This is a genomic window from Paenibacillus sp. MCAF9 (genome assembly GCF_052114265.1).
GTDB lineage: Bacteria > Bacillota > Bacilli > Paenibacillales > Paenibacillaceae > Pristimantibacillus.
This window is the reverse complement of sequence record NZ_JBFREL010000005.1, coordinates 375,466-390,820: the sequence shown is the minus strand read 5'-3', so window position 1 is coordinate 390,820 and position 15,355 is coordinate 375,466. Positions and strand designations below refer to the sequence as shown.

The 15,355-nt window shown below is 41.7% G+C and carries 11 protein-coding genes; 1 reads left to right on the top strand and 10 read right to left on the bottom strand.

All coding sequences use genetic code 11. The annotated features are described in order from the left end of the window. Positions 1-52: 52 nt before the first annotated feature. The 8 genes from AB4Z45_RS12015 to AB4Z45_RS11980 form a co-directional block, all read right to left on the bottom strand. Entirely contained in the window at positions 53-1,897 is a 1,845-nt protein-coding gene (locus tag AB4Z45_RS12015; RefSeq protein ID WP_441909482.1) for a cache domain-containing sensor histidine kinase, read from the bottom strand. 21 nt (positions 1,898-1,918) lie between these two features. Continuing rightward, positions 1,919-3,496 (bottom strand): response regulator, encoded by a 1,578-nt coding sequence (locus tag AB4Z45_RS12010; protein ID WP_441909481.1) that lies wholly within the window; start codon positions 3,494-3,496, stop codon positions 1,919-1,921. Positions 3,497-3,528: 32 nt separating this feature from the next. Then, entirely contained in the window at positions 3,529-5,166 is a 1,638-nt protein-coding gene (locus tag AB4Z45_RS12005; protein ID WP_441909544.1) for an extracellular solute-binding protein, read from the bottom strand. Positions 5,167-5,365: 199 nt separating this feature from the next. Next, positions 5,366-7,060: an ABC transporter substrate-binding protein gene (locus tag AB4Z45_RS12000; RefSeq protein WP_441909480.1), complete on the bottom strand. Its 1,695-nt coding sequence runs from the start codon at positions 7,058-7,060 to the stop codon at positions 5,366-5,368. Between the two features lie 72 nt (positions 7,061-7,132). Further along, positions 7,133-7,993, bottom strand: a complete 861-nt coding sequence (locus AB4Z45_RS11995; protein WP_076270966.1) for a carbohydrate ABC transporter permease — start codon at positions 7,991-7,993, stop codon at positions 7,133-7,135. Positions 7,994-8,060: 67 nt separating this feature from the next. Next, positions 8,061-9,038 carry an ABC transporter permease gene (locus tag AB4Z45_RS11990; protein ID WP_441909478.1) on the bottom strand — a complete coding sequence of 326 codons (978 nt, stop codon included), beginning with the start codon at positions 9,036-9,038 and terminating at the stop codon, positions 8,061-8,063. 285 nt (positions 9,039-9,323) lie between these two features. Further along, positions 9,324-11,156, bottom strand: coding sequence for a UbiD family decarboxylase (locus AB4Z45_RS11985; protein WP_441909477.1), 1,833 nt, complete (start codon positions 11,154-11,156; stop codon positions 9,324-9,326). Positions 11,157-11,413: 257 nt separating this feature from the next. Next, the gene (locus AB4Z45_RS11980; RefSeq protein ID WP_441909475.1) at positions 11,414-12,271 is read right to left on the bottom strand and encodes a phytanoyl-CoA dioxygenase family protein; all 858 of its coding nucleotides are present in this window, start codon (positions 12,269-12,271) and stop codon (positions 11,414-11,416) included. Positions 12,272-12,451: 180 nt separating this feature from the next. On the opposite strand from AB4Z45_RS11980, the gene AB4Z45_RS11975 reads away from it, so the two are divergent. Then, on the top strand, positions 12,452-13,345 hold the full coding sequence (locus AB4Z45_RS11975) for an AraC family transcriptional regulator (protein ID WP_441909473.1): 894 nt from the start codon (positions 12,452-12,454) through the stop codon (positions 13,343-13,345). Between the two features lie 102 nt (positions 13,346-13,447). Here AB4Z45_RS11975 and AB4Z45_RS11970 read toward each other — a convergent pair whose 3' ends face one another. Both AB4Z45_RS11970 and AB4Z45_RS11965 read right to left on the bottom strand, forming a co-directional pair. Beyond that, entirely contained in the window at positions 13,448-14,482 is a 1,035-nt protein-coding gene (locus AB4Z45_RS11970) for a DUF1835 domain-containing protein (protein ID WP_441909542.1), read from the bottom strand. Positions 14,483-14,547: 65 nt separating this feature from the next. After that, positions 14,548-15,318, bottom strand: a complete 771-nt coding sequence (locus AB4Z45_RS11965) for a GNAT family N-acetyltransferase (RefSeq protein ID WP_441909471.1) — start codon at positions 15,316-15,318, stop codon at positions 14,548-14,550. Between the last annotated feature and the right edge of the window lie 37 nt (positions 15,319-15,355).

The window sequence follows — 15,355 nt, the reverse complement described above, 5'->3', positions numbered from 1 at the left end:
TAAATTTAATATGCAAAAAGCCGCTTCCTAATGGACGCGGCTTATTCGTTGTTTATCCTGCAATATTTGGAATGCATTCTTGAATAATAAGATTCCTTTTCCTCGCTGGAATCCTTATATGGACAGTTGTTCCAATACCTATACGACTGAATATGGAAACCCCATATTCTGAACCATAGTGAAGCTTGATTCTCTGATCGATATTTCGAATCCCATATCCAATGTTTCCTTTATCTAGCCCGCTGAATATTTCATCAATTCGCTCCTGCGGCATTCCGAACCCGTCGTCGATTATCTTATAATGCACTGTGTTTTCTTCCATATAGGTAACAATCCGAATATGAATGCGATCTCCGCTCCATGCATGCTTAAGCGTATTTTCAATGAAAGGCTGCAAAATAAGCTTTACCGTCTCAAAAGGCCATATATTCTCATCAATCTCGAATAATACTTCCAGTCGTTTCCCGTACTTCACCTTCTGTATGCTTACATATGCGTTTGCCTGCTCCATCTCCGCTGCGATTGGAATCATCGTACGGCCTGAATTGAGTGTAAGCCTATAAAACTTCGCGAGCTCCAACACCATTTTTTGCAGTTTTTCATTTTCCCCGAATTTTGCCAGCTGGTTTATCGATGAAAGGGTATTGTATAGAAAGTGCGGATTGATCTGAAGCTGCAGCATTTCCAGCTCAGCCTCTTTTTTCTGAAGCTGCGTCAAATATACCTTATTAATTAATGCCTCTACATCCTCGCCCATTCCGTTTAGCGCGGTTGCAATTTGAGAGAATTCATCCTTCCCTCTGTAGGCAATTCGCTTATGCAAATCCCCCTCGCGGAAAGCATTCAACACCGATACAAATTTTAAAATTCGTTTGGAGAAATAACGTGAAATAAAGACACCCGCAAACGTTAACAAAACGAAGCTTAGTACGCAGATGAAAATAATAAATGCCCGTACCTTCGCGGCTTCCTGCTCGATAATGGTAAGTGGAACTTGCGCCACTAATGTCCAATTCTGATTGAGCAATTTTTCTTCTATTCTTAAGTACTCTTGCTTATCGCTATTTTCATTTGTCGATACATTTTTGTTTATTTTCGAAACTGGTTTGGTTGAGCCTTCCGGAAGCTGCCCAGAGGAGAAAATAACGTATCCCGTAGAATCCACGACAGACAGCATGCTGCCGTCGCCAAGCTTCGAGAAGTCAACGCTATTAAACAGCTCCTTCATCTGAACGCTAAACCGCATAATAGCCAGCTCTTCAACTTCCAATGGATTATCGGTGTCGACGATACGTCGTATCATTGAAATACGATGATCTCGTACATCCTCTTCAACCTGCTTCCACTCCATAGTCACGCCGTATTCTTCTTTTGGAATGGATTTGTACCATAACTTATCCTGAATGCGGCTCATATGATAAATATCATAGGTTTGCTCTTTGGATTCATCGTTATCGGCAGCATTGTCTTTCTTCCATCTATTCTCATAAATTTGGTTCACCGTTTTATTATGAAAGTAGACAGACAACCTTAAATTCATCCCAATAGATTTCGAGGCGCTTTCTAGCTTTGGGCTAATGATCTGATTCATTCGATTTAAATTGGCAATGCCTATTTCATCCACTCGAATGCTCTGAACCAGATTATAATCATCATAGAGCGTAGACGATATTCGGACGATATCATCTAGTTTATATTTCACGTTGTCGCGCATTTGCTCCATCGTTCCTTCAATATTCATACGCGTCTGCTTGCGCATGGAAGAGTCATACATCGAATGTGACACATAGAAATTGACAACGACCAAAATAACGATAAAAATCATATAGGACAGCATAAGCTTGTATCCGATCGGCATATATCCGAGTCTCTTTCTATTCTCCCGGACTATTTTCATCTAAAGCTCCCCCATTAATGATCAATTCTCTCTCTTCCGATATTCCATAGGCGTCATGCCAAACTTCTCCTTAAATTGTCGGCTGAAATAGGGAAGATAACGATAACCAACCTGATCGGCAACTTCATAAATTTTTATCCCGGGTTGATTGAGCAGTTCACATGCTTTCTCCATACGCAAATGCACGAGCAGTTCATTGAAGGTATGACCTGACTTTTCTTTTATTAAAAACCCCATATAGCTAGGCGAGAAAGAAAACTGCAGCGCCATATCTTTAAGGGTAATATTTTCACTCATCCTCTCCTTAATTGACTTCGTGACGCTGCGTATAAACTTGCTGTCTTTCATGACGTTTTTCTTCTGCAGGCGTTCAGAAATTTCATATAAGAGCTTTACAAGCCATGAACGTATATCATTAATCGTTTCGAATTGCATTAAAACTTCGAGATGGTGAATATCAATGCCTAGCAGTTCAAATAAATCCTCATTCATTTCACTTAAATATTGATCCAGCTTCCATATAATGTAGCTGGTCATATGATGAACAGTAAATCTGGAGCGAAGACTGGAAGCCGATGCAAACAAGTTCTCGAATTCGTCGTAAATCCGAACAAGCTCATATCCTTCCATGGCCTTTAATAGTGCTTTCATTCGTGTATCCAGAATCCGAGCGTCCAGCATGCCTGGTTCCGCTCTGACCTCTTCATATTTGATTATATCCCCTTTTCCAAGAAACATCTTGCCTTCAACAGCTTCTATCGCTTGTCGGTAGGATACTTGCAGCTGTTCTATCGAATGAACCGCTTCACCGAGGCCGGTTGTTATCGATACCGTTAGATGCTGCGAAAGCGCATCGCATAACGTTTTGACGGTTTGACCAATAGCTTTGTCTTCCAGTAATATAGCAATGCGTTGAGACGACAGCTTGCAGTATGGAAGGATCCCTATCTTTTGAATCGTTTCATGTACAATTTGAAGAGAGCTTCGCGACCATTCTCTCTGTGAAGATGCGTTCTCGGTTTGTCTCAACGACTGATTATCCAGTTCCATAATCGCAACACGGATAGGCCAGTTTAATTGATCAAAGCCGTAGTGTAAAATCAGCTTAGACATGGAAACGCCCTCCGTCGTTTCCAATCCTTCCAACACATGAATCAAAAAGTCGCTTTTGGCAATCGGAATCATTTGTTGATAGGCCTCTTCCACTTCACGCTGCTTGTTCTCCTCATCAAGATCCTGCTTCACCTTTAACAAAGACGACACCAATTCATTGTCATCCATTGGCTTTAGTACATAATTGTAAGCCTTTAAAGACAACGCCTGCTGTACATAGCTGAACTCCTGATAGCCGCTAACGAATATAATACGCATATTAGGCTTGCGTTCGAGTGCAATTCGGGCAAGCTCAAGTCCTGACATATAAGGCATATTAACATCGCTGACTAATATATCGATGGGCTGCTCATCTATTATTTCGCATGCTGATAATGCATTATTTACGCTGCCCTTCACTTCCATTCCAAGCTCAGACCAAGGAATAAACCGTTTCATTCCTTCCAGATCGAGTTCTTCGTCATCGACTAACAATACCTTATACATAAGAGCAGCTCCTTCAAGTTAACAAATTTACGTTACTCTTGATTTAAAACTTTTAAGTTTTCCTGCCACTTCGACGTAATAAAATCTAAATAATCTTGAAAACCTGATTCCATCGAATCCTTATGCGCTAAATCCAAAATCTCTAGTACCTCTTCATCCGTTTGCCCGTACATCGCATATGAGCGCGCGCTTAACCATATTTCTTTCACCCGGGCAAAGATTCTGCCTTCGTCAGAATTTGGTGTCGGCTGCAAATTGATAAACGGTGTTGCATCCCCCTGAGATTCCCAAGTTACCTTTTGCTGCCAGTATGTAGACCAGTTTCGCTTGTCCTCAGGCAATGTTTTTTCATAATCGCTTTTGGTTTGATCGAGATATACGGTGTTGCCAACCCAAATCAACTCGCCAGAGATTGCTTGTATTTCACTCAGCCCATCCGGGTCTAATGTGTATTTGCTCGTAAATTTTGGCGTTATTCCATCCTCTTTGAAGCCATCCCAGTACCCGTTTGGCCCCGGCGGGCCCCACATCTGAACAGCAGAACCTTCCGGCCCTGTCATCCAATCCAGCATAGCGAATATCGCTTCTGGATTTTTTGCGCTTGTCGTTATCGTAGAGACATTCCAGCCAAGCACATTGTATGTGCCAGGATAAATCTTATTCGGATCCAACCCTTCCTTATAAATAGGATCGATAAAGATATAACCATCCTCCGGATTTTTCCTTACAAGCTCTGCATTCGCCAACATCACTTGACGCATAGGGTCCGCACTGGCATAAACCGCCACTTTGCCGCTCATAAGCTTCTCACTTACCTGATCATCCGTTTGTGTCCAAGCATCCGAGGTAATTAGCCCCTCACGCACAAGCTTAGCTACAAATAATGCCGACTCGCGAAACCCTTCATCTTTATAGATCGATGTCATCTTATCTCCGCTCGTTACAGCGTAGTAGCGAGTAAAGCTATAATTGTCTTCCTTGAAGGCGGAAAATAATTGATCAATGCCTTGCCCCTCACTGGCAATTCCTGTTTCAAAAGGTACGACATCAGGATATTTGGCTTTCACTTTATTGAGGTAATCATAAAGCTCATTTGTCGTAGATAGCTTAGGGGAACCTAATTCCCGATATATTCGTTTATTCACAACATAACCCGCGTTGCCGTACGGTTTATTAGTGTAATAATTTGGAAAATAATAAATATGCCCATCTGGTGCTCGAAGCAAATCTAAAATTTTAGTGCCTGCCCATTTTTTTAAATTTGGATATTTATCTATATAGTTATCGAGCGGTACGAGTAAGCCCGCTTCACGCAAACGTTCCAGATCATAACCGCGATCACCCCAAATGATATCCGGCAACTGCTTGCTGGCAATCATCTTTCGAAGCTTCTGCTTTCCGTTTCCTTCAACGTCGATTCCTTTGATGTGAATGTTAAGATTATCCTGAATCCACTTCGAAGAGGGATCTGCGCCCCACTGCGGCATCGAATAATAACTGTAGTGACCATAAAAGGAAATATCAAGCCTTTCTTTGCCTAGTTCATAGAGCTGATTGGGAGGCAGATTTATTTGTATATCTTGCGTTGTTCCCTCATCAGTTGTTGGAACAGGTTTACTGTCTACTCCACTGCAGGCGACAAGCATACTAACAATGAAATACACCAACATGAACCGCAGGAACCTCTCTTTCTTCGCGTACACTGACCAAGCACCCCTTATATGAGCAGCATTTTTTGAAAAATCTCCCTTTAATAATATCAAAATAAATGCAAGCTATATATATAAAAGTTAAGTATAACCAAAAATACAGAGATATCCCAAGTGATCCAAATGGATCCCTTGGGATGATCTCTTTCACTATAAAACCTTATTTTTCTCCAAGAATAGTTCTGTTAGCATGCCATCTTTCAGTACGCCATTCTAGAAGCTCTTTGTATTTATACCCTTGAGCTTTCGTTTCAGCTGCATCTAGAATTCTGTCAACATCTGCATCACTCTTCGCAGTCGTTGAAGCAGCTAGAGTTTCAAGAGTAAGATCTACGATTTGTGTTCTAGTGTCACCGTATGGAGAATCCGGTTCAATATTAATGTTGGTAAGCGCCGTTGTATCATTAGATGACGGCCAAGTAATATCTCTCTGCCAGCGTGCTGCCCAGTTTTGTTTTTCTAATGGCAGTGAATTAACATATTTCAATTTTGCTGGGTCGATGTACGATACGTTTCCTACGATGTGAACAACATCATTTGCAGCTTGAATTGCTGTTACTTCCTCTTCATTGTAGTTTTCAGTGAAGATCGGTTGTTCGTTTTCATCGAAGCCTTTCCAGTTGCCGCCCTCAGGTCCGAAGAATGAGATTGTCATGCCTTCAGGTCCTGTCATCCAATCAAGTGCTGCGAAGATTTTTTCTGGATCTTTTGCATGTTTAGTAATCGTCACAACGTTCCAACCAAGAGCATCGTAACCACCTGCAAAGATTTTGTTCTTATCAAGTCCAGCTTTGCGAACAGGCCAAATCATGAAGTAACCAGCATCTGGATCTGCCTTTCTAAGCTCAGAATCTCCGCGTGAAGCAAACGTAGTAACGCCTGATCCAGCATAAACGGCTACTTTACCCGTTACGATTTTTTCTGCAACGACATCTCTTGTTTGTGTCCACCAATCTTGTGCGATTAGCTTCTCACGGTACAATTTTGCAAGGTATTTTTGAGACTCACGGAAAGAAGGATCTGTAAAGAATGAAACGAGCTTATCGTCTTTGATTACGCCCTGAACATCACTGCTTAATGATTTGTAAAGGTTGTTTTCTCCAAATCCTGCGTAAATGACGCCCAAGCCTTGAATTTCGCTACCGCGATCTAGTTCCAGTGGAATGATTTTATCGCCGTATTTTGCTTTTACTGCTTGAAGATATGCATACAAATCGTCCATCGTTTCAAGTGCTGGAGATCCAAGCTCTGCATAAACTTTTTTGTTGACTACATAACCAGCTGTACTTGTTGGTTTCTCTGTGTACCAGTTAGGGAATTTGTACAGCTTGCCATCTGCTGAACGAAGCAGCTCCATGGATTTAGGATTAAGATATTTCTTCAGGTTAGGATATTTATCAAGATAAGGATCAAGCGCTACGAGTTGATCATTTGCAATAAGTCTTTCAATATCCGGATCATAGCGGTTACCATAAATGAGATCTGGCATTTGGCTAGTATCAGCCATAAAGGTCTGCATCAGTTGAGCAGAGTTGCCTTTTGCATGAATCGGTTTAATCGTTACTTGTTTATTTTCTTTCAGGTATTTCCAAAAAGGGTTTGCATCCATGGTGTCAGGGAAATCTTGCCAGCTATAGTGTGTATAAGCCGAGAATTCTATCGGACTAGAACCAAATTCCCATGGTTGATCTGCTGGAGCGTCTGTTGCCTCACTCCCTTTATTAGTGTTCGTTGCTGAATCTGTTGCTGCTGGTTTTGGATCATTGCCCCCCGAATTGCTGCATCCTGCAAGTACAGTTACCAGTAGAAACACCGCAGAGACAACCACTAACAGCGGCTTTTTCATTTTCTTCATGCTGATTTTACCCCTCTCATGATTAATATATATGTCCAAAGCGACATTCGCCTTAAACCGATGGTCAACAAGCTATTCTTTTAGAGATCCAACCATAACACCCTTCATGAAAAATCTTTGAAGAAAAGGATATACAGCGATAATGGGAAGAGACACAATCATAATCATTGCACTAATAAGAGATTTGGAGGTAAGGGCTTTCGATGCCATTTTCTCACTAGCAATGCTGTCATTTCCGATCGCATCCGTTAGAACATTAGAGTTCAATACTTTCCGCAATATCGTTTGAATAGGCAGCAAATCTTGATTAGAAACATAGATCGATGGCGCGAACCAATCATTCCAATGCGCAATAGCCGTAAACAAACCAAGTGTGGCGATTACTGGCATGGACAGCGGGAGCGCCATCTTGAAAAAGATTCCCCAGTTGCTGCAGCCATCAATTTGTGCCGACTCTTCTAATCCCACAGGCAAGCTTTTGAAGAAGGTTCGGAAAACGATCATATTCCATACACTGATTAGACCGGGAATAATGTAAACGAGGAAACTGTTCATCAAACCGAGTGATTTAATCAATAGAAAAGTTGGAATCAACCCGCCGCCGAAGTACATCGTAAAGATGAAATAAAAGGAATAATAGCCACGACCCATTAAATAGTTTTTGGACATGCCATACGCGAGCAATGCAGTCAAAAATGTTGCTGATATGGTTCCAATGATCGTTCGGCTAAAGGAAATGTAAAATGCATTTAAAATTTTGTCATCTTGAAAAACAATTTCATAATTTGCAAATGTAAACATCCTTGGCCAAAATGTAATGCCGCCTTTGGCTGTATCTGTTCCTTCATTCAACGATACAACGAGTGTATTCCAGAACGGATACAATGCGGAGAAAGCTAACAAAATGAGGAATACATATATGCATACAACCATAGCTCGGTCGTTATAGCTCAAACGCTTGAAAGTCAATTGATTTCGCCCCCAGTTATGAAGTAATGTTCTACCATAAGCCGTTGCCGGACCTACGGGCTAGGTAGTTAGCCGCCGTCAAGAGCAATACGCTGATCACCGCTCTAAATAAACCAACTGCAACACCGTAAGAAAATTTCCCATTCTGCAGGCCGACCCGATATACATAAGTATCAATAACATCCGACACCGGTCTTAGAATTGGATTCTGGGCAAGGATCAAAATATCTTCAAAACCAGCACTCAATAAATTCCCCATTGCTAGAATCATAAAGATGATAATAACCGGCATAATCGTTGGTATCGTTATGAGATAAATTTGCTTAAACTTGCTGGCTCCATCAATATCTGCCGCTTCATACAAATGCGGATCTACACCTGCGATTGCAGCAAGGTAAATAATCGAGCCAAAGCCGATTTCCTTCCATACCGTGGTCGAAACCAGTATGCCCCAGAAGTATTCCTTTAGGGACAGGAAGTTAACCGGTTCATCTATCGCTCCAACACCTTCAAGCAGCATATTGACGCTACCGTTTTCAGTTGAAAGCAACGCCATAACCATGCCGCCTACAATAACCCATGACATGAAGTACGGTAGATATGTAATCGTTTGTACGACTCTCTTAAACACCATATGCCTGACTTCATTAAGCATCAGCGCCAATATAATCGGTGCTGGAAAACCTATTAATAGCTTTAAAAGGCTGATCACAAGTGTATTTCTCATGACCGTAACGATATCAGGTGCAGTAAGGAACGCTTCAAAATGTTTAAAGCCCACCCAAGGGTTATCGAATATTCTCGATCCCGTAAAAAGGTTGTAATCCATAAACGCCGTCAATACACCGTACATCGGTATATAGGCAAATACGAATATCAGCAATATACCCGGCCACACCATCAATTGCACATCCATTTGCTTCATCAGGCGGTTGAAAAAGGTTTTTTTTCTCGGGCTGTTCTCCGGCGGAGTCGCTGTGTACTTTACCTTCGTTGTTGCTTGCGACATGCTCATCCTCCCATAATAAATTGATATAATTTTCGCAAATTAGCACTGAAGCGTCCTGCATCTTCAGCAGCAAATGCCGTTCATTAGGCTCATTTACATTCTAACCCTGTCAAAATGTTGAAACTATATAATAAAAACCCGATTTTTTATACTTTCACAGGCTTTTATGATAAATTCGATCATTATATTGATTTTTGCAAACAAAATTGGTGAGGATCGTTTCAAAAATGGACTTAAAATGACAAAAAAAACACGCCTTAAAAGGCGTGTCATGTATTGTAAAGCTTATAGATTCAATCCACCCAAGCTTGCCCCTTTAACAAATAATCGCTCGATGCTCTTCAGAACCGAAGGATCAGGAATTAAAGGCGGTGCTTGATGCGGTTTAATACGAGCGTCAATAATCAAATTGTCGCAAGCCCAATGCTTGTTCTCATAATGACTATTCACGCCATACATATCGTGTGATGGATTGCTGCGCGTAAAGGTAACCCATAGGAAGTTTTTAATCGTCTCGCTAATGAAATGACTATCATCACCTACTATAATCATAGGGCAAGAAGAAAGAACACCCTTTTCTTGTATAGCATCACATAACGATTGCATTTCCTGCTTAGCACTGGCATAACTCAAAAATGTAGAGCCTTGGATGACTACAACTCCCGGCATGACCATACGCGCATGTTCAAATCCGCTTATTTCTTTGAAAACATCGGGCACTTCTGTACATAAGTCTCTTTTTTTGTCCCCATATGCTGCGATCACTACTTTACTGCCGCTGTTTAATCCCGTACCCGAATAATCGAGCGTATCAATCGTCGTATTTGTATGGAAATGAATGTCACGGCTAAGATCGATACGTTCTAGTATATACGTTAAAAAATCCACTTCATCATGTGAATCCAACGGCCTTTGATCTTCAGCTGTAATAAAAAGGTATTTGGCCAAACTCAATTGTCCCGTACCCAAAATCCGATTAGCAATGGTGAGCAGCTCTGCCGGCTGTTTCACTTGCTGATACGGGGTGTACCGTTCGCTGCCTATTGCAAAAAGCAGAGGATGAACACCCGCTGCATCTACTGCATGCACTTCCTTTACACCAGGAATTTCTTGTCTAATCGCATCACCTGTCAACTCATGAATGAGCTCTCCAAACGCAGTATCCTCCTGCGGCGGACGGCCAACAACAGTAAATGGCCAAATCGCTCCCGGCTTCGCGTACACTTTATGAACTTTCATGACAGGGAAAGGATGAGTAAGACTGTAATACCCCAAATGATCACCAAATGGTCCCTCAGGTTTCGTCTCGCCTTGATGAATTTCTCCGGTTATAACAAAATCCGCATCGTTGCTAATACAGAACCCCTCCAAATAACTGTAGCGGAAACGGTGTCCTGACAGCATTCCGGCAACAGTCATCTCTGTCAGCCCTTCCGGCAGCGGCATAACAGCTGCCAGCGTATGTGCTGGAGGGCCGCCTACAAAACAGCTTACTTTTAAAGGGATACCCTTTTTATTCGTTTTATCTTGATGCACGCCGATGCCGCGATGAATCTGATAATGCACGCCAATTTCTTTGTTCATTTCATAATCATTGCCGCTCAGCTGTACACGATACATACCCAAATTTGAATTCATTATTCCTGGCTTGTCCGGATCTTCCGTGTAGACTTGAGGCAGGGTTACAAATGCACCGCCATCCATTGGCCAGCTTTGAATAAGCGGCAAATCCGAAATTTGTATTTCCTGCGCGGTTACTGGCAGACTGCCCGACTTCTTAACCGGAAGAGCTTTCCAAGCGGCCATACCGGTTCTGACATGCTTAAACGGATTTTTTAATGCCTTCATCGGATCATTGCGCAGCTCCATCACACTTTGCACCGATTCCCAAGTGTTGCGGAATATGAATTTGCTGCGCTCTACCGTTCCGAACAAATTAGAAACTGCCCGGAATTTAGAGCCTTTTACATTTTCGAATAGCAGCGCTGGACCGCCAGCCTCATAAACTTTCATATGGATAGCAGCCATCTCAAGATACGGATCTACTTCTTCTTTTATACGAACCAAATGTCCGTTTTTCTCTAAATCAATGACACATTCTTCTAAATTGCGATACATTTGAAATTCTCCAATCTCAGCCTGATAGGGTGATCAAAACTCGCGCTCTTTTTATTAAAATTAATTCATATTGTTGCCTATTGTCAAACGCGATCAAAAACCAAGTGTTATATGCAGCCAAGCATTAGCAAATAACAAAAATACGCCATAAATGGCGTATTTTTATCATCTTATTAACGAAGTTTATAGTATTGATTATATACTTACTCTACTATAAAAGTATAGGCAGGCAGCCGTTGATACGCGCCTCCCTTGCCTTACAATTCGCTTTTTGCAGTATAGAGTACAGGCCAAGCTTCACCCTCGTATATTTCTCCCTCTCTGCCGTTCATCATCTGTGCATTAAAATGATTATTGCCTTTCGCGTCGTATTTATATTTGGTCTCACCCGTCATGAGATGAACGGCCATCGAGCGCCGTGCTTGATCGGACGTGTTAGGCCCGCTTCCATGAATAGTCAGAGCGTGATGGAAGCTTACTTGACCAGCTTTCATGATGATAGGTACTGGTGTAAACTTTTCGTTTTCCGGAATGTTCATATCTTGCTGCTGCTTCTCCAAATTTTGCTCGAAGAAATCATTCACATTTAACAAACCCCATTGATGGCTGCGCGGTACCATCTGCATACAGCCTTTTGACACATCTACATCCGTAAAAGCAACCCAAGCCGTAATAAGAGTCGGCTCTGCGCAGCATTGCCAGTATATGTAATCTTGATGCCAGCCTACATTTGCTGTTTCCTTTCCCGTTCCTCTGCCTGGTTTATAAAGCAGCTGATCATGAAATAGCCTAATCGTATCCGTCTTCATTAGTGCAGCTGCTATTCCCCCGATCGTAGCGTTTACCGCTACTTTGCGCAGCGTAAGGTCAGACCAATGCGAATTATCTGTTTTCCTTAGAGCCCGCGGATTGTCCTTTCCTTCGAGCCATTGGCTTACCGGTTCTCTTCCCGTTTCATATTCGCCGCGATATAGACGATCCTGATGTTCGATTATTTCGGAAAGCTCAGCTTCTGAGAAAATTACAGGGGAAACCCAATAACCATTTTCAGCAAAAAATGTGAGATCTTCTTGTGCAGGGAGACAATCATCACGCAGTTGACCATTCATAGACATATTATGCACCTCATGCATTCATATTTTAAACATATGATCATTATAAACCGGTTAAAATACGATGTATTTTGCAATTCTATGCATAGATTTAAAGTTTTTGATCATCATTGCTTGTTGAGATTTTGTGCTGAAAAGGTATAATCGAAGGTAATTGTTTTGAAGAGGAGAAGGGATACGCGAATGAGTGAAAATAAATCATTAAAGAACGAGGTACCCAAACAGCATCTTATTATTGAGAACGAAAGTGAGTTTCGAATCGAATTGCCCTTCGATTCTGATGCGAGCCATATTTATTATCTCGGTGTGAACCATTATGAAAACTGGAGCACATCGATTCATTATCATGATCATTTCGAATTGTGCTACGTGGATGAAGGGTACAGTCAATACAAAATCGATAAAACGGTTTATGAAATTGAGAAAGGGCAGCTCCTGCTTACTAAACCTGAAGAAATCCATTTTGGATTAGCAGGAAAACATAAGCCTTTCAAGCTCTATTACATCGGGTTTAGGCTGGAGAGGCTCCATCCTTTGTATCCTGAATTTTATCGCATCGGGCTTCAACGAATCGCTCATGATCAAGATAATAGAGTAAAAGCACTATTCGAGCATATGATTACGGAAATTAAAAATAAAGCTTATTTATGCTTGCCCATGGTGGAGGGGCTATTTCAACAGTTGCTTGTGACGACGCTCCGTTATTTTCTTGATCCAGCATTAGCAGCAGAGGCCCCTCCAAGGCCGCTTAACGACGCGATTACTGAAGTAATGAATCAGCTGCATCGTGAGGTTCGCTATAACTATGATCCCGAGCAGCTAGCAAAGTCTATCCATATCAGCCGCTCGCATCTCGCAAGGGAATTCAAAAATGCCGTTGGCATTCCCCTTGGAGAATATGTTCGTCACTTATGCTTGGATAAAGCGAAGTCTGAGCTTCGAAGCACGTCGAAAGCGATCTCGCAAATCGCAGAAGAGCTGCAATTCTCATCTATTCATACGTTCAGCATATTTTTCAAACGATTTACAGGGCAAACGCCAACTCTCTATCGCCAATCTACAAAATCTAATTTATAAATAAATGCAGGACTTTTAATCTCATGTCCAGCCCAAAGAAGCCTTCCTGTCGACATGACGGGAAAGCTCCATCTGGATAAATAAAAGGGAGATCATGCAGGCTTATTTCAGCCTTACACTATAAAACCTCATTGCACGAGGCACTCCCTTGATTTCTAATTTGCCTGTGTAAATAAGCTCGCGCAGTCTATATTCGAAATATTGATCCCCTACATATTGTTCACAGTAGCCGAGTGCCTGTCCGACTACTCTGGCAGCTTTTATAAATTCGCCTTTAGGCTTTTCACTCAGCAGCTGCTCTACCGTCTCTAATAAATAGTTATCAAAATAATGTTCGTCAACGCCAACCAGTTTGTTGTCGTTCCAAATGCGCAGCACCTCTTGCTGCTCGGCAAGCTTTATCCATTCATGTTCCAGCTGCTCTCTTGTTTCACGGGATAACGGACCATTTTCCTCCGACTCGCCAAATACAGCCTGCAGCTTTTCTATCGGAACTTCTCCTAAATGAATATAATCGATAAATCTATCCGGTGTATTAAACCTTCTGCTGCAAGCATCCTCCGCATTAAAAACAAAAACCTTATTCATGCAATTTCTGAGCAAATAAATGGTATAGCGCAAACCAGCATAATCATGAGCATTGTTACCAACCCAAAGTACAATGGAGGCTTCTGCTGGAATTTGGGCAATTATACTTTTAGGATAAACTTCCTCTTCTAAATCATCCTCTGGACTATCGTAGCCATTATTAATATGATCTCTCAGCCATTCGTATCTTTTCTTTCTGCCCTCCTCCTTATGAAGCTGCCAAATCGGTCCTATCGAGTAACTGTCATTAAATGAGACTACTTTGTTTGTTTCCGATAATCCCATCTGCTTTACTGCATATCTCAAACTACCAGCAGCTGAGTCGCCAAATAAAATATGAATCTTAGCGGCGTCTGCACGCAATTCTCCAGTCTTCTCATTGTTTTGAGCAAGGAGCAAATCATCGTAAAATTGCTTCAAGTCATGGAAGATATTCTCTTCCAATTGTTTATTTCCGTTAGCTAGATCAATTTGAAACATAACAAGCTTAAGAGCCGTCCTTGCATCCTCCGATGACAGCTCATCGATCGCTTTTCGTATTTCCATCACTTTTTTCAAAATGTTCAACTCCTGTTCTTCACTTTTTACTAATCAATAAAGCGATCTTCATTCCTTTATTTTGGCGATACACATGGATAAGAATAAGCCAGAAGATCAAAGCCCCTTTTCTTCAAAATAGGAAGACTCATCGGACTAGCATCTACCGTCAGCAAGCGAAATCCATTTTCCCAAGCTGCCTGTGCTCGTACAGCAAGTAAAGAAGTATACAACCCTTTGTTTCGATAAGCCGACAAGGTTGAACCACCCCATAAGCTTCCAAAGGAAGTTCCATTATGCAAATACATCCAAGCCGCACTGACCGCTTTTCCATCTTCATAAGCTGCATAGATAAACAGGCTATCCGGATCATTTTTCAAATTTCGTATTAATTCCTCTCCAAGCTCGCGATGTGATTCTCCCCAAATTTCTTCTTCCAGTAAGACGATGTCATTGATTCCTGCTTCATCGACGATTCGTATGATAGAGGATGGAATTTCACAGGATAACATAAAATCACCTTCTGTTAGCTGCATAACCATCAATCCCTCGGGATCTCCAATCGTAAATCCATGCTCAAGAAGCTTATCCTTTAAATTGGCAGGCTGATCGTAGTCATATAGCTTCCACTCAAACCGCTGATCCAATTGCTTAAAGTAAGATAGCTGCTCATTAATCGCATGTTGAACCGTTTCATTTGTTAATGCTGAGTAGGTTACATAACCTTCACCGCCTGTAAGGGAAACCTGCCTTATCAGTCCACCTTCTTCTTCACGGCGAAAGCCAGCAATGGTCTGATCTATCCGTTGTTCCTTATTAAACAATGCTATAAGTTGTTCTTTATTCATCGAATGCCTCCGTCGTCCATTTGTTCTTTCCATCTTA

Coding starts and splice junctions, on each gene's coding strand:
- AB4Z45_RS11975 (WP_441909473.1), top strand. CDS start 12,452: ATGAGTGAAAATAAATCATTAAAGAACGAGGTACCCAAACAGCATCTT.
- AB4Z45_RS11995 (WP_076270966.1), bottom strand. CDS start 7,993: ATGGTTGTATGCATATATGTATTCCTCATTTTGTTAGCTTTCTCCGCA.
- AB4Z45_RS11990 (WP_441909478.1), bottom strand. CDS start 9,038: ATGTCGCAAGCAACAACGAAGGTAAAGTACACAGCGACTCCGCCGGAG.
- AB4Z45_RS12005 (WP_441909544.1), bottom strand. CDS start 5,166: ATGTTGGTGTATTTCATTGTTAGTATGCTTGTCGCCTGCAGTGGAGTA.
- AB4Z45_RS12010 (WP_441909481.1), bottom strand. CDS start 3,496: ATGTATAAGGTATTGTTAGTCGATGACGAAGAACTCGATCTGGAAGGA.
- AB4Z45_RS11965 (WP_441909471.1), bottom strand. CDS start 15,318: ATGAATAAAGAACAACTTATAGCATTGTTTAATAAGGAACAACGGATA.
- AB4Z45_RS12000 (WP_441909480.1), bottom strand. CDS start 7,060: ATGAAGAAAATGAAAAAGCCGCTGTTAGTGGTTGTCTCTGCGGTGTTT.
- AB4Z45_RS12015 (WP_441909482.1), bottom strand. CDS start 1,897: ATGAAAATAGTCCGGGAGAATAGAAAGAGACTCGGATATATGCCGATC.
- AB4Z45_RS11980 (WP_441909475.1), bottom strand. CDS start 12,271: ATGTCTATGAATGGTCAACTGCGTGATGATTGTCTCCCTGCACAAGAA.
- AB4Z45_RS11985 (WP_441909477.1), bottom strand. CDS start 11,156: ATGTATCGCAATTTAGAAGAATGTGTCATTGATTTAGAGAAAAACGGA.